Genomic DNA, 18,433 nt, shown 5'->3' with positions numbered 1-18,433 from the left:
GGCGCCTTCAGATCGGCGAAATGGGATGGGCGGCCTTGATGTGGATGGGGACATCGGGCAGGAATTCGGCGGCAACTTCATTGACCGTGCGGGGGATATCGCGCAGGCGCGCGGCCACGTCCTGGCGCGTGCCGGCGATGGCCAGGCCCATCAGCCCGGAGTGGTCGCCGGCGCCTGGGTCGGTGACCAGCGCGAAGGAGAAGGAGGCGCGGTTGGCGCTTTGCAGCCGGTGCGAGTAGACGAAGCCGGCGCTGCGGGCCTTGTCGACAATGGTCAGGACCTGGCGCAGGGTCGTCACCGGCGATTCGTGCTCGGCGCGCGCCAGGCAGACGCTGGCAATGGCGCAGACTTCGTCGTCGGGCAACTGCGCCAGCAGCGCGTAGCCCAGGCCAGTGTCGATCAGTGGACGCACTACGCCGATGGGGACTTGGGTCTTGCGGTCCTTGGCGCCGTAGAGCACGTGGGCGTACTGCACATAGCGGCCGCTGCGCTGGCCGAGGATGATGCTCAGGCCCAGCCGTTCGCCCAGTGCGCGCATGGCCAGGCGCAGGTTGCTGCGGGGCAGGGCCAGGTCATGCACCCAGCCGCCCAGCATATTGAGCCGCAGGCTGGGCATGTAGGTGCCATCGTCCGGGTTGTGGCACAGATAGCCCATGCGCATCAGCGTCTGCACCAGCATCCAGGTGCTGGACTGCGGATAGCCGCTGGCGCGCACGATCTCCGCCAGCGTGACGGGCCGTCCGAGCTGTTCGAGCAGCTCGATCAGTTCGAGCACGCGCTGGGCCGACTTCACCGAGCGCTGGCCCAGGTCGCGCGTGCTGTCCTTGATGGACGCGTCGGGAAGTTCGAGCCGGCGGGAGGATCGGGACATGGCGTGCCTCGGGATCAGTCGGTGCGGATATTGGCCTTGTCCGCCAGTTCGGCCCAGCGCTTCAGATCGGTCTGGAAGAACGTGGCGAAGGTCTTGGGATCGCTGCCCACGGGATCCAGGTTCATGCCGACGAGCTTGGACTGGACCTCGGGCGCCTTGACCGCGTCGGCGATCTGCGTCGACATGGCCTGGACGATGGCGTCAGGCGTGCCCTTGGCCGCGAACAGACCGAACCACGCGCCCAGGTTGAAGCCCTGGTAGCCCAGTTCCGTCATGGTGGGCGTCTGCGGCAGGGTCGCCATGCGCTTGTCGCCGGTCACGGCCAGCACGCGCAGGCGGTCGGAATTCAGGTGCGGCAGGGCCGAGCCGATGTCGGGAAAGGCGAAGGAGACCACGCCGCCCAGCAGGTCGGACATCATGGGCGCGGCGCCCTTGTACGGCACGTGCTGCGCGCTGGTCTTGGTTTCCTGCAGGAATTGCGCGCCCAGGAAATGGCCGGTCGAACCGTTGCCGTAGGACCCGTAGCTGTATTTCTGGGGAGAGGCGCGTAGCGCTTCCACCAGGGCCTTGACCGAATCCACGTCCACGCTGCTGCGATTGACCACCAGCACGTTGGAGGAACGGGCGACCAGGGATACCGGAATGAAGTCGCGGTCCACCTGATACGGGATCTTGACCGTCGAGGTCGCCGGCAGCTGCGACATGGTGGTGAAACCCAGCATGAAGGTATAGCCGTCGGCCGGCGCGCTGAGCACGGCATTGCCGGCGATCACGCCCGAGCCCCCGGCGCGGTTCTCGACCACGATGGGCTGCTTGAGCACGCCGCCGATGTGCTGGGCCAGCAGGCGCGCGACCGTGTCGGCCCCGCCGCCCGCGGCGCTGGGCACGATGAAGCGGATCGGCTTCTCGGGCCAGGCGTTGTCGGCCGCCTGCGCCGGCAGGCTGCAAACCGCGGCCAGGGCGGCGGCGGCCGCCAGGAAATGCCTTCGTGCTGCGAATTTCATGGTTGTCTCCTGTGGATGGGTATTTTGTTTTGGTGAGTCAGTTGCAATGCGCGCGCGCCATGTCGACGACGGCCTTGCGGAGGATCTTTCCATTATCTGCCGCTGGCAGCCTGGAAAGCAGGATGATTTTCTGCGGGCGCTTGTAGGGCGCGAGGCGCTCGCGCGCAAAGGCCTGCAAGGCTTCCGCCTCGATGCTGAGGCCGTCTTCCGCTTCGACGAAGGCGATGATCTGCTCGTCGCCGTCGAGTGGTACGCCAACCACGCAGGATTGGCGCACGCCGGCATAGGCGTTCAGCGCGGCCTCGACTTCGCTGGGATAGACGTTGAAGCCCGAACGAATGATCAGGTCCTTGATCCGGCCCATGACGAACAGCGCGCCGTCCGGCTCCGCGCGCAGCAGGTCGCCGGTGCGCAGCCAGCCCGCGGCGTCCAGCGCCTGCGCGGTCTGCTCGGGCGCCTTGTAATAGCCCTTCATGACGTTGGGGCCGCGCACTTGCAGTTCGCCGACTTCCCCGGACGCCACTTCCTGGCCGTCTTCACCGACGATGCGGGCCTGCATGCCCGGAATCAGATAACCCACGCTCAGGTCGGCGCGCCGTTGGCGGTAGGGCACCATGCTGATCGTCGGCGAGGCCTCGGTGAGGCCGTAGCCGTTGTTGATGGGTTCCCCGAAGATTGCTTCGATGCGCGCCTTGAGCGACGGATCCAGCGGCGCGCCGCCGCAATGCAGCAGGCGCACGCGCGGCGCGGGAATCGGCGTGCCTTGCTCATGCGCCTGCAGCAGGCGCACGTACATCGCGGGTACGCCATGCAGCATGGTGATGCCGCCGGCCAGCGCGGCGATCGCGTGCGCAACGTCGAAGCGGCTGGCCAATTGCAGCGTCGCGCCGGCGCCGAGCGCGGCCAGGGCCACGGTGCTCAGGCCATACACGTGCGAGATGGGCAGCGCCGAATAGATCCGGTCGTCGCGGCCGGTGCCGCGTGCGTGGCGTGCGACGGCGGACGAATGGCCCAGGTTCGCATGCGTGAGCATCACGCCCTTGGGCGTGCCGGTGGTGCCGCTGGTGTAGATCATCACCGCCACCTGTTCGCGCGAGTCCGCCTGCGCCGGCTCGGCTTGCGCGGCGGGGTCCGCTTCGGTGCAGGAAAAACGCAGGCCGGCAAGCTCGACCTCGCGCGCGCCATGGCGCAGACCGTGGGCCTGGGCTTCCGTCGACAGGCCGCTGGTGGCAAGCAGCAGCCGCGGCTGGCAGTGCGCTTTGATGGCGTCGACCTCGACGCCGGTCATGCGGGCGTTGACGACCACCGCCCAGGCGTCCAGGCGGCTGCAGGCCAGCACGGCGGCCAACTGGGTGCCGCCGCTTTCCCCGGCGATCAGCAGGCGGTCGCCAGCACGCAAGCCCTGGCGCTGCAGATAGGCGGCCAGCGCATCGACCACCGTGTCGAGTTCCGCATAGGTCCAGCTTCCTTCATCGGAAATCAGGGCGGTATGTGCGGCCAGGCCAGGCAGGTGCCGGCTGACCAGCTGGTGTATGCGGAAATCGGTATCGGGTAGATCAACGGACATGGTGTGGCGGGGCGTCTGTACTGGGCTGCTATTGAGCGGAATCATAGGAATGACATCTCGCCATTTCCATCACATATGTGAATTCTTTCGCGAGCTGCAGTGACCGCTCCTTGGCCGCGCCGCGTGCCGGTGACGCGCAAAACGCATAAAGTGCCAGTCAGCGCCCGCGCAGTGGCCGCGGGCAATCATCGAAAAATGGAGACAGTATGGATACGGCAGGCAAGGGCGCCAGCGTGCGCGAACAGGTCAGCGCAACGGAATGGGAGGTCCGCAAGGATCTGGCGGCGCTATACCGGCTGGTGGCGTTGTTTGGCTGGGACGATCTGATCTTCACCCATATCACGGCCAAGGTGCCCGGGACCGAACACTTCCTGATCAACCCCTACGGCATGATGTTCGACGAGATCACCGCATCCAGCCTGGTCAAGATCGACCTGGACGGGCGCAAGGTCATGGAGTCGGAATACGACATCAATCCGGCCGGCTTCACCATCCACAGCTGTATCCACGCGGCCCGCAAGGACGCCATGTGCGTGCTGCACACGCATTCCATCAACGGGGTGGCGGTGTCGGCGCAGAAGGCCGGGTTGCTGCCGCTGTCGCAGTTCGCGTTCATTGTGCTGCGCTCGCTCAGCTACCACGACTACGAAGGCCTGGCGTTGAATCCCGAGGAACAACCGCGACTGGTGCGGGACCTGGGCAGCAATTCTTATCTCATCCTGCGCAACCACGGCCTGTTGACCGTGGGGCAGAGCATGGCCGAAGCCTTCCAGGCCATGCACCGGCTGGAGGCCGCCTGCATGGTGCAGGTGCGGGCCCAGGCCGGCGGCGAGCTGACCTACATACCGCCCGACATCCTGAAGAACGCGACGGTGGAATCGCAGGCCGACCGCGCGCACAAGGCCATGCTGGCCTGGCCGGGCTTGCTGCGCCGGCTGGATCGCCGCAACCCCGGCTACGCGGAGTAGCGGGGATGCGGGCCCCGCGGCAGGGGCCCGCAGTGGTGGATCAATACTTGCCCATGTAATCGCGCTTGCCGATTTCCACGCCGTTGTGGCGCAGGATGTCGTAGGCCGTGGTGACGTGGAAGAAGAACTGCGGCAGGCCATAGTGCAGCAGGTAGGCGCTGCCGCTCAGCTTCTTTTCCTTCGGGGTGCCAGGGCGCAGCACGATTTCGCGGGCTTCGCTCTGCGCAAATTGTTCAGGGCCGAAGGAACCCAGGTGCTCCAGCGTCTTGGCGATCAGGGCCTGCAGGCCGGCGAAGCTGGCTTCGCTGTCCGGCCACGACGGCACTTCGGCGCCAGCCAGGCGCGAAGCGATGCCTTTGGCAAAATCCGACGCGATCTGCACCTGACGCGCCAGCGGGAACATGTCGGGGAACAGGCGGGCGCCGAGGTAGGCGTCCGGATCGATGTTCTTTTCCGTGGCGTGGGCCTCGGCTTTCTTCAGCACGTCGGACAGGGCCGACAGCATTTGCGTCAGGACGGGAACGGAGGCGCTGTGCATGAAACTGCTCATATCGTGTCTCGCTAGAGAGAGGGCGCCGGCGCGGGAGGCGCCGGCCGGGCCTGCGAAGACTACCAGTTGCTGGCGACTCCGTTGTAACGCGGGGAACTCTTTGCATCATCATGACATCATGATGTTATGATGTCTTCATGCAAAATCAATCCGAAAATGCCCCCCTCTATGCCCGGGTGGAAACGGCATTGGCCGCGGAAATCGCGGCCGGCAGCCTGGCGTCTGGCAGCCAGCTGCCGACGGAAGACCAACTGATCGAGCGCTTCGCCGTCAGTCGCACCACGGTGCGCAAGGCGGTGGAAAACCTGGTTGCCCGCGGGCTGGTGGAAATCCGGCGCGGCAAGGGCACGTTCGTCACGGAACCCAAGCTGACCCAGGCGCTGACGGCGCTGAGCGGATTTGTCGAGGACATGGACGCGCTCGGCCGCCAGGCGACCGCGCGCCTGCTGGACAAGCGGCCGGTGCCGGCCACGGCAGACGTCGCGCGCCAACTGGGCGTGACGCGTGGCGCGCTGGTCTACCGCATCGAGCGCGTGCGGCTGGCGGACGGGGTGGCCATGTCGTTCGATGAAACCTATCTGCCGCTGGACATAGGCGTAAAGGTTGCCAGCAACGACCTGGAAGCCGAACCCATCTTCGACCTGCTGGAATTGCGCTACGACCTGCCGTTGATCGAGGCCGAATACCAGCTTGAAGCGGTGACGGCGGACGAGCGCGTCGCGCAGGCGCTGGGCGTTGCCGTGGGCAGTCCGATCTTCCTGATCGAGCGCACCTCCTACACGGAGGGACAGCGGCCGGTCGACTACGAAAAACTGTATTACCGCGGCGACCTGATCCGGTTCACCACCCGCCTCTCGCGGCAACCGCGCAAGCGGGCCTGAGCCGGCGGCCATGGAGACGTCGACCCTCTTCTGGCTGTTCGCCGCCGCCTTCGGCGCCAGCGCGCTGGGCGGGGTGCTGGGGATGGCCAGCGGCATCTTCATCGTCCCCATCCTGACGCTGCTGTTCGGGGTGGATATCCATGTGGCCATCGGGGCCAGCATCATCTCGGTGATCGCCTGCTCCTGCGGCAGCGCGGCGCCGTTCCTGAAGGGGCGGCTGACCAACGTCCGGCTGGCGATCGTGCTGGAGACCGCCACCACGCTGGGCGCGCTGACCGGCGTATTCCTCATCGGCATCGTCTCCACCGAATTCCTCTACGGTCTGTTCGCCGCCATCCTGGCCGTGTCCGCGCAGCAGATGCTGGCGCGCCGCCGCGAAGCCGTGGCAATCGCGCCCGACGCCGCAAGCTGGGCCACGGCACTGCGCCTGCACTCCAGCTTTCCCGACCGCGCGCTGGGTCGAGAGGTGCACTATCAGGTGGACCGGGTGCCGCTGGGCCTGTCGCTGATGTATGGCGCGGGCCTGATTTCGGCCTTGCTCGGCATAGGCTCGGGCGTGCTCAAGATTCCCGCCATGGACGCCGCGCTGAAGCTGCCGATCAAGGTCTCGTCCGCCACTTCCAACTTCATGATCGGCGTGACCGCAGCGGCCAGCGCGGGCGCCTACTTCGTGCGCGGCGACATCGACATCGGCATCGCCGGTCCCGTCGCGCTGGGCTCGGTCGCGGGCGCGCTGCTGGGCGCCCGGATGCTGATGGGGCTGCCCGCCGACAAGCTGCGCATTTTCTTCGTGGTGGTGCTGGCCCTGTTGGCGGTGCAGATGCTGCTGAGCGCGCTGGGCGTGCATATTCCGGGAGGCCCGGCATGACTCAGGCGGCAGACAAGCAGGCGCGGCGCGACCGCGTCATCGCCGCATTGCTCTGGTATGGAACATGGCTCGCCTCGGCCCTCATCGCCGCAGGCATGGCAATTGATTTCCTGCCGCAAGCGCCGGCCGGCCTGCGCGGGCTCGAACTGGTCAAGGCCGGCGTGGCCCTCTTCATCCTGCTGCCGGTGGCGCGGGTGGCGCTGATGCTGGCCATCTTCCTGCGCGAACGCGACTACGCCTATACGGCGATTTCCGCGCTGGTGCTGCTCATCATCGCCGCCGGCGTGGTGTCCGGACTGCGGTGAGGCTTCCGGCTTTCCTATAATCGGAGCGCGGTGCGATGGCGCATCGCCGCATACTCTCCCCAGGACTTTTCATGCTTGCCATTACCAGCCAGGATGTCTACGTGCACACCAGCCAGGGCCGTCTTTTCGCGCGGCGCTGGGACCCCACGGGGGAGGCTGTGGCCGCGGCGCCCATCGTGATGTTCCACGATTCGCTGGGTTGCGTGGAACTGTGGCGGGATTTTCCTGAGCAGCTGGCGCAGGCCACCGGGCGCGGCGTCATCGCCTATGACCGCCTGGGCTTTGGCCGTTCCGATCCCAATACGGCCGTGTTCGAGCCCGGCTTTGTGGAAGACGAGGCTCGCGAGGGGTTTCGCAGCCTGCGCGAAGAACTGGACATCGGTCCCTACGTGGGGTTCGGCCACAGCGTGGGCGGTGGCATCGCCGTCTGCAGCGCCGGCGTGTACGCCGACGATTGCCGGGCGCTGATCACCGAGTCGGCGCAGATGTTCGCCGAAGACCGCACGCTGGAAGGCATACGCGCGGCCAAACAGAGCTTTGCGGAACCCGGCCAGCTGGACCGCCTGAAGAAGTACCACGGCGAAAAAGCCGCATGGGTGCTGGGCGCCTGGATCGACACCTGGCTGTCGCCGGACTTCGCCGATTGGAGTCTGGACGACCAACTGCGCCAGGTCCGCTGCCCGGTGCTGGCCCTGCACGGCGAAGTCGACGAATACGGCTCCCCCAGGCACCAGGACAAGCTCGTCGCCCTGGCGGGTGCGCGCCCCTTGCTGCTTGAGAACTGCGGCCATGTCCCCCACCGTGAACAAAGCCGCATCGTGCTGGACGTGGTGAGCGAGTGGTTGAGGGCGGTACCCTGACGTACCCGGTGCATTCATCCACAGTCCGCGCTTAGAATCGGACTAGCCTTTCCGCGCCGCCGCGCTCGTTTTCTTGAGGTCCCCGATCCGATGTCCGACCGTCAACCCGAATCCCAAGCCGTACACAACACGACCACCCGCCACGCGATTTTCATCGTCGCCACGCTCAACCAGGGGGCTGCCGCCGCTGGTACCGTGCGCGACTGGTGCGCCGATGTCGCAGGCGTCGTCCGCACGGTGTCCACGCGCGCACCCGAGCAGAATCTTTCCTGTGTCACCGCCTTCGGCTCCACGGCCTGGGACACGCTTTTTGGCGCACCGCGCCCGGCTGCGCTGCACCCTTTCCGCGAGTTCGGTGCGGGCGAGCGCCTGGCCGTCGCGACGCCGGGCGACTTGCTGCTGCACATTCGCGCGGATTCGATGGATTTCTGTTTCGAGCTGGCGACCTTGCTGCTCGGCGGGCTGGGCGATGCCGTGACGGTCGTGGATGAAGTCCATGGCTTCCGCTACTTCGACCGGCGCGCCATCATCGGTTTCGTGGACGGGACCGAGAACCCCGAGGGACGCGAGGCGCTCGACTTCACCGTCATCGGCGACGAGGACGCCGGGTTCGCCGGCGGCAGTTATGTGCTGGTGCAGAAGTATCTGCACGACATGGCGGCATGGAATGCGTTGACGGTCGAGAGCCAGGAAGGCGTCATCGGCCGCCACAAGTGGTCCAACGTCGAACTCGACGACGACATCAAACCTACGTCTTCACACAGCGCCCTGACCACCATCGAGGAAAACGGCCAGGAACTGAAGATCCTGCGCGACAACATGCCATTCGGCCGGCCGGGGGCAGGGGAGTTCGGCACCTACTTCATCGGCTACGCGCGTTCGCCGCGGCCCATCGAGCTGATGCTGGAGAACATGTTCGTCGGGCGCCCGCCCGGCAACTACGACCGCCTGCTCGACTTCAGTCACGCGGTCACGGGCGGCCTGTTCTTCGTGCCGTCGGCAGATCTGCTGGAAGAACTCGCGGAGCGCAGTCCGGCCGCCTGTACGGATGCGGGCGAGTCTGCGGTGCCGGCGCTCGCATCGGCGGGCAAGGCCAACTAAAGCGCATCGAGGCGCAGCCTTGGCTGCGCCAGCAAAAATTCCTGGCGCGGCCGCGATGGTGGCCGCGCCAGTTTTCATTCTGACCATGCCACGCGAAGTCGTTTCGCGGTCCGGGCAGCGCGCCTCTTGCCGCGATTATGTCCCCAAAAATCGCGCCTTTCTGCGCGGTAGCTTTGGCTTTATCAATAAAGCGCCTGAGAATCGTTTGCATTACACTTTCTTCCGATTTGAAGTTTCAACATGGGAAAGGAAGCCAACATGCAATACCTCAGGCCTGCCGGCCGCGTTCGTCTCATCCGTCCGCGCTTCGTCCTGCGGCGCACGCCGTGCCTGGTGCTGATGGCACTGGCATGGGGCGCGGCCGTCGCGCAGGAGGAGGGTGTGTCGACGCTGCCGTCCGTGCAGGTGATCGGCAATGCAGACAGCACGACCACCGAGGGTACCGGTTCGTATACGCCACGCGCCACCGCCGCCAGCACGGGGCTGCCGCTGACATTGCGCGAAACGCCGCAGTCGGTCACGGTAGTTACGCGCCAACGCATGGATGACGAGAACATGCTGTCGCTGGTCGACGTGATGGCGAGCACACCGGGTATTTCGGTGCAGAACTATGACAGCGAGCGCTATTCGTTCAATTCGCGCGGGTTCAGCGTCAGCAACTACATGTATGACGGCATCCCGACGAGCTTCGACACGGGTTACGCGGCGGGCGAATCATCGCTTGACCCCATCATCTACGACCGCGTTGAAGTGGTGCGCGGCGCGACCGGTTTGCTGACCGGTGCAGGCAATCCGTCCGCATCGATCAACCTGGTGCGCAAGCGCGCCACCAGCCGCGAGTTCAAGGCGGACATGAGCGTCAGCGCCGGGAACTGGGACACCTACCGCGCCACCGTGGATCTGTCGACGCCGCTTAACGCTGCCGGCAGCGTGCGCGGGCGCATCGTCTCGGCCTACCAGGACAATCATTCTTACCTGGACGGCTACCAAAACCGCAAGAAGATCTTCTACGGCGTGGTGGACGCCGACATCACTTCCCGCACGACGCTGAGCGTGGGTTTCAATTATCAGGACAACGATCCGAAACGCAGCAGTTGGGGCGGCTTCCCGCTATGGTATGCGGACGGCGGCCGCACCGACTGGAGCCGATCGCTGAACACGGGCGCGGATTGGTCGTCGTGGGGCAGCACCACCCAGGGGGCCTTCGCCAGCCTGGAGCACCGCTTCGACAACGGTTGGACCGTCAACGCAGTTGGATCGCACTCCAAGAACGAAATGGACGCCAAGCTCCTTTATCTCTATGGCTGGCCCGACCGCAATACCGGCCTGGGCATGGGCGCATCGCCCAGCTGGTATCTGGGAGACCGCAAGCAGAACAGTCTGGATGTGAAGGCGTCCGGTCCATTCACACTGTTCGGCCGGCGCCACGAAGCCGTCGTGGGCGCCAGCTTCAACCGCCAGCACGGCGATTTCGACTACCGTTCGGCCCTGTCAAGCGCAGCCGTGGGCAACTTCCTGGACTGGGACGGCTCGTATCCGGAACCGGAGTGGAACAGCGACTCGGTCACCGCCAACCGCTATACCACCAAGCAGACGGGCTGGTATGGCGCCTTGCGGCTGAACCTCGCCGATCCGCTCAAGCTCATCGTGGGCGGGCGCTACAGCACCTGGGAGACGGATTCGGTCGGCTTCGGCGGCGGCAGCCGCCAAGCTTTCAAGAAGAACGAATTCACGCCCTATGCCGGGTTGCTTTACGACATCAACGATACCTATACCGCCTACGTCAGCTACACCGGAATCTTCAATCCGCAGAGCTATCAGGACCGCAGCGGTAGCTGGCTCGATCCTCTCGAGGGCAAGGCTTACGAGGCCGGCATCAAAGGCGAATTCCTGGAGGGCAAGCTGAACGCCAGCGCCGCCGTGTTCCAGATCGAGCAGGACAATGTGGCCCAGGTTGATCCGGGCTACATGGTGCCCGGCACCATCAATCAGGCTTATACCGCCGCGCAGGGCACGCGCAGCCGCGGTTTCGACCTGGAAGTCTCGGGTGAGGTGATGCCGGGCTGGAACCTGGCCGCAGGCTGGTCGCACTGGACCGCGCGCGATGGAGACGGCAACGCGATACAGACCGATCAGCCGCGCAGCCTGGTGCGCGTGTTCACGACCTATCAGTTGCCCGGCGACTGGAACCGGCTGACGGTCGGCGGCGGCGTCAACTGGCAGAGCCATGTGTACACCATGGCCACCGGACCCAATGGCGAAGAGCGCGTGGGCCAGGGCAGCTACGCGATCACCAATCTGATGGCTCGCTATCGCTTCAATCGCAACCTGAGCGCCCAGCTCAATGTGAATAACCTGTTCGACCGCAAGTACTACAGCCAGATCGGGTTTTACAGCCAGGGGGCGTGGGGTGCGGGCCGCAGCGCCATGCTGACGATGCGCTATCAGTACTGATGCGTCGGCAGCCGGGACGGGGGCGCCGCGCGCCTACCGTTCCTGCTCCAGCGTCGTCTTCATCCGCACCATGCTTTCCTGGCTGACCATGATGACGCCGGTGGCGGGTTGATCGATGTCCAGGATGAACGTCAGCACCAGGGAAATAAGCGTGGCGAACAGGCCGGTCGAGATCAGCCGCCTGCGCTTGTGCAGCCCGGTGCCGTAGGCGATGAAGCCGATGGCGCCCGCCGTGACGATGAAGAGCAGATAGAAGACGGGCTCGGGAACGTGGTTTTCCAGCGCGACGCGGCGTTTTTCGTTGACCTGCGCCATTTCGTTGATGGCCTGGATGAACATGACCGCGGAAATCGAGGGCGGATTTTCCAGGACGCTGGCCGCGGTACTGCGGATCTGGCGCTCGATGCGCCGCGACGCCGCGCTGGCCGCCGTCAGGCGGTCCTTGTCGTTGTCGGCGTCGCTGAACTCCAGCGCCGTCGTCGTGTAGTCCAGCAACAGCTTTGCGATGGGCTCGCGGGCGGCGGGAGGCAGCAGCTGCGAACGCCAGTAGGCGTTGCCGATGGCGTTGGCCTCTTCCAGCACCAGGTTCTTGCGTGTCTCGAAACGGGTCACCGACATCGCGAAGGTAAAGCCCAGCAGCAGCGCCAGCAGGCCCAGCAGGGCGGTCTGGAGCGCGCCGATATGGGTCTTGGCGGCGTCGTCGGAGGCCCGGCGGCGCTTGCGTCCCAGTTGGAAGCCCAGCTCGATGATGGCCAGGCAAACGATGACGCAGATGAAAAACACGTACGTTTCATCAATTTCGCGCAGCACGTCGATTTCCGGTGGTTATTTGGGGATAGAGCGTATGCCGAGAGGAACGCGACGGGCAAGGGGCGAATAACCCGCAGCTGGGCTTAGGGCCTGCCCGAAGGTAGTTGCCAGGTTCTTGAAAACCGTCTTGGAGTAAGGTGTCGCTTCCCTTGTAAGCGACACCGCACGGAGCAGAAATTGAAATACCGCAAACTCGGCCGTACCGACCTGGATGTCAGCCTGATCGGACTGGGCACCATGACCTGGGGCGAGCAGAACACCGAAGCCGAGGCGCACCAGCAGCTGGACTACGCCCTGGAGCGTGGCATCAATCTGGTTGACGTCGCCGAGATGTATCCGGTGCCTCCCAAACCCGAAACGCAAGGCTTGACCGAGACCTATATCGGCACCTGGCTGGCGCGCAGCAAGCGCCGCCAGGACATCGTGCTGGCCAGCAAGGTTGCGGGCCCGGTGCGCGACGCCAAGCGCCCCGGCCACATCCGCGACGGCAAGACCCACCTGGACCGCAAGAACTTGACCGAGGCCCTGGACGCCAGCCTGAAGCGCCTGCAGACGGATTACCTGGACCTGTACCAGTTGCACTGGCCCGACCGCACGACGGCCACCTTCGGCAAGCTGTCCTATCCCTGGGTCCAGGATGAATACACCGTGCCGATCGAGGAGACGCTGGAGGTGCTGCAGGACTTCGTGCGTGCCGGCAAGGTGCGCCACATCGGCGTGTCCAATGAAACGCCCTGGGGCGTGGGGCAGTTCCTGCGCCATGCCGAGAACAAGGGCCTGCCGCGCATCGCCACCATCCAGAACGCCTACAGCCTGCTGAACCGCGTCTACGAGATCGGCCTGTCGGAGTTCTCGCATCACGAAGGCGTGGGACTGCTGGCCTATTCGCCGCTGGCAATGGGCATGCTTTGCGGCAAGTATCTGGACGGCGCGCGTCCGGCCGGCGCCCGCCTGACGCTATACACGCGCTTCACCCGCTACAGCAACGAGCAGGCCGAGGCCGCCACCCGCGCCTACGTTGAACTGGCGCGCGCGCACGGCATTTCGCCTACGCATCTGGCCCTGGCCTGGGTCAACCAGCGCCCCTTCGTCACCAGCAACCTGATCGGCGCCACGACGCTGGAACAGCTGAAGGAAAACATCGGCAGCGTGGACGTGACCCTGTCGGCGGAAGTGCTGGAGGCGATCGACAAGATCCACGCCCGCCAGCCGAATCCGGCGCCGTGACGGGCTGATCGTCCCGTACGCAAGGGAGGCCAGGACCCATGATGCTCTCCGGGCGTCATGGGTTTTTTCATTGGGGACGTTGCGCCGCTCCGACCTTGGATACATTTTTTTTCGCGGCGATTGTCGATTTCGCCTGGCGCCGTTCGTCGTGTCGATGGAGCATGCAAGTTCCACCATCCACACAAGGAGACCGAGATGCGATTCATGGTTCAAGTCAGGGCCACCGCCGATAGCGAAGCAGCGGTGATGCCTACTCAGCAGTTGTTGGAGGACATGGGGCGGTTCAACGAGGAACTGGTGAAGGCGGGCGTGATGCTGGCGGGCGACGGCCTTAAACCGAGTTCCGCGGGGGCGCGGGTACATTTTTCCGGCAGCAGCCGGCAAGTGATAGACGGCCCCTTCGCGGAAACCAAGGAGTTGATCGCCGGCTACTGGCTCTGGGAGTGCGCCTCCCTGGAAGAGGCGATCGAATGGGTCAAGCGCTGTCCTAATCCGATGCCGGGCCCGTCCGATATCGAAATCCGCCCGCTATACGAGGCCGATGACTTCGGCGACGAATTCACGCCGGAGCTGCGCGCCCAGGAGGAACGGCTGCGCGATCAGCTGGAGAAAGCGTCCAAGCAGTGACCGCAATGCCTGAGCGGAATGGGGAAGTTTTCAGTTGATAATACAATTGCGAATCAGTCCTATTCATTAGAATAATTGTTTCTTCCCCTCCCGCTCTGGAGTATTCAACGTGGTCCGTCCCGCTTCCGCCAGGAAGTGCCGCGCGCGCAAGCACGCGCGGCATGCCGTTGCGCCCTATGCCCTAGCCCTGACCCTGGGCATCGTCCATTCCGCGGGCGTCCATGCCCAGGCTGCCGGCGTGCCGCCACCCAAGGGCGCGGGGGATACGCAAGGCGTGGCCCAGTTGCCCGCAGTGACCGTCAACGCGGCCTCGGTGGACGACACGCTGGAGCATCTGTCCGCGCCGGTGAACAGCGGGGCGCTGGGCAGCCGCAGCCAGCTGGAGACGCCGTTTTCCACGGCCGTGGTCACCGCCGCGGATATCGAAGAGCGGCAGGTCCGCAAGCTGGGCGACGTGTTCGCCCTGGACGCATCCGTCACCGACAACAGCGCCTCCTACGGCGCCTGGGCAAGCTATCTGAGCGTGCGAGGCCTGCCGCTGGATTGGCAGAATTCCTACCGCATCGACGGCAAGCCCTTCCTTAGCTACGTCACAACCTTGCCCTACGAGCACTTCGAGCAGATCGACCTGCTCAAGGGCGCGTCTGGTTTCATGTACGGCTTCGGTTCGCCAGGTGGACTGATCAACTACGTCACCAAGAAACCGACCGATGAGCCGGTGCGCAGCATTGAACTGGGCTATGTGTCCAAGGGACTCTTGCGCGAGCACGTCGATCTGGGCGGACGCGTGGGCGGCGAGGGCAGGTTCGGCTATCGCCTGAACGCCACGCACGAGGAGGGCAATACCTACAACGGCGGCTCGCTGTACCGGGATTCGGTGTCGCTGGCGCTGGATGCGCGCCTGACCGACAAGCTGAGTTGGGACTTCCAGTCGATCTACCAGGACCGCAAGGCGATCGGCCAGGAGCCGACCATCTACGCGGGCCAGATGGCGGGTTCGGAGTTGCCGTCGCCGGTGCGCAACGACAACGGCAGGCTGGTGGGCGAGGGTCCGTATGCCGACAACAAATTCCGCTTTTATTCAACCGGGTTGAAGTACCAGCTGTCTTCCGACTGGTCAGTGCGCACCGACTACAGCTACAGCTCCACCCGGACCCGCCGCAATGAATCGGTGCTGTTCCTGCAGAACCAGGCGGGCGATTACCAGGACTACCGCTCGGACTACGGCGAAGCCTATGCCTACAACCAATGGCAGGGCATGGTCGAAGGCAAGTTCAGCACTGGTCCCTTGAAGCATCAGGTAGTGGCGGGCGCGTCATGGCAGAAGCAGAAGAACGACTACAGCGCCAACGGCGTGTATCAGCTGCAAGGCACGGGCAATCTGCGCTCCCAGAACACCAATACCTATTACAGCCAGGGCAGCCTGGACCTGTACCGCGCCGCCGAGATCACGCAGAAGGCGCTGTTCGCCAGCGACACCATAGATCTGACCGGCGGCTGGTCCGTGCTGGGCGGCCTGCGCTATACCGACTACGAGCAGGTCGGCTTCGATGCGGCGGGGGCGCGCAATTCGCGCTACGACAAGAACGGCGTGCTGACGCCGACGGTGGCACTGATGTACAACATCACGCCGCAGACCATGGCCTACGCCAGCTACATCGAATCGCTGGAGCCGGGGTCGTCGGTGGGCAATACCTATGCCAACTACGGCGCGCTATTGGACCCGCTCAAGAGCAAGCAGTACGAACTGGGTATCAAGACCAACCAGGATGGCTGGGCGGCGACGGCGGCGCTGTTCCGCATCGAGAAGAAGGCGGAATACACCAATGCCGCCAATGAGCTGGTGCAGGACGGCAAGTCGATCTATCAAGGCCTGGAGTTGGGAGCGTCCACGCGCATCGCCACGAACTGGAACGTGGGCGGCAGCCTGATGTTCCTGGACACCGAATACAAGAAGGGCTCCAGCTTCACCGGCAACCGCGTCGCGGGCGCACCCAAGTTCGTCGCCGCCGCCCAGGTCGCATACTCGGTGCCGCAGCTGCCTGGCCTGAAGCTCAGGGCCGACGTGAAATACACCGGCAGCACCATGCTGGGCGCTTCCAACGCGGTCCAGGTACCCGACTACGCCATCGTCAACATCGGCGCGACCTACGATACGCGCATCTACGGCTACGAAACCACATTCCGCGCGGGCATCAACAACCTGGCGGACAAGCGCTACTGGCTGTACCAATCCCCGGACTACGTGAAGGCGGGCGATCCTCGCACCTATGCCTTGAGCGCAAGTCTCAAGTTCTAGGCGCCGTTACCTCCCACAACCGATCCGGCGCGAAGTCCTGCTGCTCTCCCTTCTTGGCATAGCCCAGCGGATTGGCCACGATGCGGCAGCCGTCCTTCACGTAGTCCTGTGGACAGTGGAGATGACCGTGCATCCAGACGTCGGCCAGGGGCAGCAGGGCGTCCAGCGCGTTGCAGAACCCGGCGGTGCCTGGGGTGACGCCGTAGCGCGGATCCGCGCTCGCCAGCGTGGGGGCGAAGTGGGTGACGGCCACGGTCGGGCCGTCATGGGGCACGCGCAGGGCGTCCTGCAGCCATTGCTGGCAGAGCAGCCCCTGTTCCCGCATCTGCTCGGCCATGAAGGGCGCGTCGTTGCGGCGCATCTCGGCCTTTTCCAGGTAGAAATCGGCCGCGCGGAAAGCCTTCTCGCGCTTTTTCAGGGCTGCGCCCACCGTGTCGCCGGGGGCGGCCAGCGCGTCGAAATCCGTCCACAGCGTGGTGCCGATGAAGCGCACCCCATCAATCACCAATGTTTCGCGTTCCAGCCAGTGGATGCCGAGTTCCTCGCAAAGCCCGCGCAGCCGCTCGTGGGTTTCGTCGAAATCCACGTTGTCGTACTCGTGGTTGCCCGGCACGTACACCACGGGCGTGGGCCAGCCCTTGCGCGGCGCATAGCTGCCCAGGCCGAAGTCGGTCCCGGTCATGAGCGAGCCGCGGCGGTAGGAGCCTATGTCTCCGGCCAGCACCAGCAGATCGGCGCCGGGCGCGGGCCGCGCCAGGAAGTCCGGGTCGGTTTCAAGGTGCAAGTCTGAGAGCAGTTGGATCTTCATAGCCGCCATCTTAGGCCACCGGCGACGGAGCCGCCGCTGCATGAGGTCATTGTTCCATGCGACACTTTCCGCGTTCACCCAGTCACACAGGAGGAATTCCATGCGTATCGCCATCATGACCGCCGCTGCCGCCCTTGCGCTGGCCGCAAACGCGCAGGCGCAGCCGCTGGACTGCGGCAACGCGGCCACGCAGACGGACATGAGCCTGTGCGCTGACCAGGCGTACCGCAAGTCCGATGCCGACTTGAACACCGCCTACAAGGAAGTGGGCGCGCGCCTGAAGAACGACCGGGACGCGACGACCCAATTGCATGCCGCCCAAAAGGCCTGGCTGTTCTTCCGCGACGCGGAGTGCGCCTTTGCGTCCAGCAGCACGTCCGGCGGCAGCGCCTATCCCATGGCGCTGAGCCTGTGCCTGGACAAGCTGACGCAGGCGCGCACCAAGGAATTGCGGGCCTACCTGAAGTGCGAGGAAGGCGATCTGAGCTGCCCGGTGCCGGGCAAGCAGTAAGCGGTTGCATGAACACCAACGAGATGAGCCAGACCAATCCGGGCCTGATCACGGACGGGCAGGGCGTGGCGCGCTGCTTCTGGCAGCCGTCGATGCCCGACTATCACGACCACGAATGGGGCATGCCGGTGGCGGACGACCGCCGCCTGTACGAGAAGATCTGCCTGGAGGGTTTTCAGGCCGGCATGGCCTGGATCACGATCCTGCGCAAGCGCGAAGCGTTCCGCGCGGCCTTCGACGACTTCGATTTCGAGCGGGTGGCGCGCTACACCGAGCGCGACGTCGAGCGCCTGATGGGGGACGCCGGCATCGTGCGCAACCGCAGCAAGATCCTGTCCGCCATCAACAACGCCAGGCGCGCACAGGTTTTGGCCGATGAGTCGGGTTCGCTGTCGGCCTGGCTCTGGCGCCATGAACCGCCGGCCCAGGACCGGCCCGCGACGGTGGACCTGGATTACTGGAATGGCAATCCGACCTCGCCAGCGTCGACGGCGCTGTCGCGCGAGCTGAAAAAGCGCGGCTGGACCTTTGTCGGGCCGACGACCATGTATGCCTTCATGCAGGCTGTGGGCATGGTCAACGACCATATGAGCGGCTGCGTCTGCCGCCAGGCGGTCGAGGCGGCGCGCGCGGGCTTCAAGCGGCCCAAGTAGGCCGCGGCAGGGACGCCGATAAAATTGTTGAGTTGGTTGCGCTTCGCAAGTATATTGGTTGCGAACCGC

The 18,433-nt window shown here is 65.1% G+C and carries 18 protein-coding genes; 12 read left to right on the top strand and 6 right to left on the bottom strand.

From position 1 onward, the window contains the following. Window positions 1-7 precede the first annotated feature (7 nt). The 3 genes from IPU70_RS06670 to IPU70_RS06660 are packed head-to-tail and all read right to left on the bottom strand — an operon-like array spanning window position 8 to window position 3,442. Window positions 8-871 (bottom strand): IclR family transcriptional regulator, encoded by an 864-nt coding sequence (locus IPU70_RS06670; RefSeq protein ID WP_207465934.1) that lies wholly within the window; start codon window positions 869-871, stop codon window positions 8-10. A 14-nt stretch (window positions 872-885) separates the two neighbouring features. After that, window positions 886-1,875, bottom strand: coding sequence for a tripartite tricarboxylate transporter substrate binding protein (locus tag IPU70_RS06665; RefSeq protein WP_207465932.1), 990 nt, complete (start codon window positions 1,873-1,875; stop codon window positions 886-888). A 37-nt stretch (window positions 1,876-1,912) separates the two neighbouring features. Then, on the bottom strand, window positions 1,913-3,442 hold the full coding sequence (locus tag IPU70_RS06660) for a class I adenylate-forming enzyme family protein (RefSeq protein WP_242702337.1): 1,530 nt from the start codon (window positions 3,440-3,442) through the stop codon (window positions 1,913-1,915). A gap of 206 nt (window positions 3,443-3,648) precedes the next feature. Here IPU70_RS06660 and IPU70_RS06655 point away from each other — a divergent pair, with 206 nt between their 5' ends. Continuing rightward, entirely contained in the window at window positions 3,649-4,410 is a 762-nt protein-coding gene (locus tag IPU70_RS06655) for a class II aldolase/adducin family protein (protein WP_054451747.1), read from the top strand. Between the two features lie 40 nt (window positions 4,411-4,450). On the opposite strand, the gene IPU70_RS06650 is transcribed toward IPU70_RS06655, so the two are convergent. After that, window positions 4,451-4,960 carry a DUF1993 family protein gene (locus tag IPU70_RS06650; protein ID WP_207465930.1) on the bottom strand — a complete coding sequence of 170 codons (510 nt, stop codon included), beginning with the start codon at window positions 4,958-4,960 and terminating at the stop codon, window positions 4,451-4,453. Window positions 4,961-5,097: 137 nt separating this feature from the next. Between IPU70_RS06650 and IPU70_RS06645 the strand changes: the two genes are divergently transcribed. From IPU70_RS06645 to fhuE, 6 genes are all read left to right on the top strand, one after another. Further along, entirely contained in the window at window positions 5,098-5,841 is a 744-nt protein-coding gene (locus tag IPU70_RS06645) for a GntR family transcriptional regulator (RefSeq protein WP_207465929.1), read from the top strand. A 10-nt stretch (window positions 5,842-5,851) separates the two neighbouring features. Next, window positions 5,852-6,709 carry a sulfite exporter TauE/SafE family protein gene (locus tag IPU70_RS06640; RefSeq protein WP_207465928.1) on the top strand — a complete coding sequence of 286 codons (858 nt, stop codon included), beginning with the start codon at window positions 5,852-5,854 and terminating at the stop codon, window positions 6,707-6,709. Then, window positions 6,706-7,014, top strand: a complete 309-nt coding sequence (locus IPU70_RS06635; RefSeq protein WP_207465927.1) for a DUF1634 domain-containing protein — start codon at window positions 6,706-6,708, stop codon at window positions 7,012-7,014. The genes IPU70_RS06640 and IPU70_RS06635 overlap by 4 nt, the downstream gene beginning before the upstream one ends. 71 nt (window positions 7,015-7,085) lie before the next feature. Further along, window positions 7,086-7,874 (top strand): alpha/beta fold hydrolase, encoded by a 789-nt coding sequence (locus IPU70_RS06630; protein WP_207465926.1) that lies wholly within the window; start codon window positions 7,086-7,088, stop codon window positions 7,872-7,874. Between the two features lie 90 nt (window positions 7,875-7,964). After that, window positions 7,965-8,975 carry a Dyp-type peroxidase gene (locus tag IPU70_RS06625; RefSeq protein WP_207465925.1) on the top strand — a complete coding sequence of 337 codons (1,011 nt, stop codon included), beginning with the start codon at window positions 7,965-7,967 and terminating at the stop codon, window positions 8,973-8,975. Window positions 8,976-9,233: 258 nt separating this feature from the next. After that, window positions 9,234-11,429, top strand: coding sequence for a ferric-rhodotorulic acid/ferric-coprogen receptor FhuE (fhuE, locus tag IPU70_RS06620; protein WP_207465923.1), 2,196 nt, complete (start codon window positions 9,234-9,236; stop codon window positions 11,427-11,429). A 33-nt stretch (window positions 11,430-11,462) separates the two neighbouring features. Here fhuE and IPU70_RS06615 read toward each other — a convergent pair whose 3' ends face one another. After that, a complete protein-coding gene (locus IPU70_RS06615) occupies window positions 11,463-12,239 on the bottom strand; it encodes a hypothetical protein (RefSeq protein WP_207465921.1) in 777 nt (258 codons plus the stop codon). Window positions 12,240-12,416: 177 nt separating this feature from the next. Between IPU70_RS06615 and IPU70_RS06610 the strand changes: the two genes are divergently transcribed. The 3 genes from IPU70_RS06610 to IPU70_RS06600 all read left to right on the top strand — a co-directional run bounded on the left by IPU70_RS06610 (window position 12,417) and on the right by IPU70_RS06600 (window position 16,392). Next, the gene (locus tag IPU70_RS06610) at window positions 12,417-13,466 is read left to right on the top strand and encodes an NADP(H)-dependent aldo-keto reductase (protein ID WP_207465919.1); all 1,050 of its coding nucleotides are present in this window, start codon (window positions 12,417-12,419) and stop codon (window positions 13,464-13,466) included. A 195-nt stretch (window positions 13,467-13,661) separates the two neighbouring features. Beyond that, window positions 13,662-14,093, top strand: coding sequence for a YciI family protein (locus IPU70_RS06605; protein WP_207465917.1), 432 nt, complete (start codon window positions 13,662-13,664; stop codon window positions 14,091-14,093). Between the two features lie 109 nt (window positions 14,094-14,202). Further along, window positions 14,203-16,392 (top strand): TonB-dependent siderophore receptor, encoded by a 2,190-nt coding sequence (locus IPU70_RS06600; RefSeq protein ID WP_371818872.1) that lies wholly within the window; start codon window positions 14,203-14,205, stop codon window positions 16,390-16,392. Here the strand turns inward: IPU70_RS06600 and IPU70_RS06595 are convergent. After that, on the bottom strand, window positions 16,382-17,200 hold the full coding sequence (locus tag IPU70_RS06595) for a metallophosphoesterase (protein ID WP_207465915.1): 819 nt from the start codon (window positions 17,198-17,200) through the stop codon (window positions 16,382-16,384). The two genes, IPU70_RS06600 and IPU70_RS06595, sit on opposite strands and share 11 nt — an antisense overlap. A gap of 100 nt (window positions 17,201-17,300) precedes the next feature. Here IPU70_RS06595 and IPU70_RS06590 point away from each other — a divergent pair, with 100 nt between their 5' ends. Together IPU70_RS06590 and IPU70_RS06585 are read left to right on the top strand one after the other, a co-directional pair. Then, on the top strand, window positions 17,301-17,711 hold the full coding sequence (locus IPU70_RS06590) for a lysozyme inhibitor LprI family protein (protein WP_207465913.1): 411 nt from the start codon (window positions 17,301-17,303) through the stop codon (window positions 17,709-17,711). 8 nt (window positions 17,712-17,719) lie between these two features. Then, a complete protein-coding gene (locus IPU70_RS06585) occupies window positions 17,720-18,364 on the top strand; it encodes a DNA-3-methyladenine glycosylase I (protein WP_207465911.1) in 645 nt (214 codons plus the stop codon). Window positions 18,365-18,433: the final 69 nt, after the last annotated feature.

Origin of the sequence: Achromobacter sp. SD115, assembly GCF_017355315.1 — a bacterium.
GTDB lineage: Bacteria > Pseudomonadota > Gammaproteobacteria > Burkholderiales > Burkholderiaceae_B > Achromobacter > Achromobacter xylosoxidans_B.
This window is presented reverse-complemented; position numbering and strand designations above follow the sequence as displayed.

Bases quoted from the DNA above. Each gene is read 5' to 3' on its own strand.
- IPU70_RS06670 (WP_207465934.1), bottom strand. From the start codon at position 871: ATGTCCCGATCCTCCCGCCGGCTCGAACTTCCCGACGCGTCCATCAAG.
- IPU70_RS06665 (WP_207465932.1), bottom strand. From the start codon at position 1,875: ATGAAATTCGCAGCACGAAGGCATTTCCTGGCGGCCGCCGCCGCCCTG.
- IPU70_RS06660 (WP_242702337.1), bottom strand. From the start codon at position 3,442: ATGTCCGTTGATCTACCCGATACCGATTTCCGCATACACCAGCTGGTC.
- IPU70_RS06655 (WP_054451747.1), top strand. From the start codon at position 3,649: ATGGATACGGCAGGCAAGGGCGCCAGCGTGCGCGAACAGGTCAGCGCA.
- IPU70_RS06650 (WP_207465930.1), bottom strand. From the start codon at position 4,960: ATGAGCAGTTTCATGCACAGCGCCTCCGTTCCCGTCCTGACGCAAATG.
- IPU70_RS06645 (WP_207465929.1), top strand. From the start codon at position 5,098: ATGCAAAATCAATCCGAAAATGCCCCCCTCTATGCCCGGGTGGAAACG.
- IPU70_RS06640 (WP_207465928.1), top strand. From the start codon at position 5,852: ATGGAGACGTCGACCCTCTTCTGGCTGTTCGCCGCCGCCTTCGGCGCC.
- IPU70_RS06635 (WP_207465927.1), top strand. From the start codon at position 6,706: ATGACTCAGGCGGCAGACAAGCAGGCGCGGCGCGACCGCGTCATCGCC.
- IPU70_RS06630 (WP_207465926.1), top strand. From the start codon at position 7,086: ATGCTTGCCATTACCAGCCAGGATGTCTACGTGCACACCAGCCAGGGC.
- IPU70_RS06625 (WP_207465925.1), top strand. From the start codon at position 7,965: ATGTCCGACCGTCAACCCGAATCCCAAGCCGTACACAACACGACCACC.
- fhuE (WP_207465923.1), top strand. From the start codon at position 9,234: ATGCAATACCTCAGGCCTGCCGGCCGCGTTCGTCTCATCCGTCCGCGC.
- IPU70_RS06605 (WP_207465917.1), top strand. From the start codon at position 13,662: ATGCGATTCATGGTTCAAGTCAGGGCCACCGCCGATAGCGAAGCAGCG.
- IPU70_RS06595 (WP_207465915.1), bottom strand. From the start codon at position 17,200: ATGAAGATCCAACTGCTCTCAGACTTGCACCTTGAAACCGACCCGGAC.
- IPU70_RS06590 (WP_207465913.1), top strand. From the start codon at position 17,301: ATGCGTATCGCCATCATGACCGCCGCTGCCGCCCTTGCGCTGGCCGCA.
- IPU70_RS06585 (WP_207465911.1), top strand. From the start codon at position 17,720: ATGAACACCAACGAGATGAGCCAGACCAATCCGGGCCTGATCACGGAC.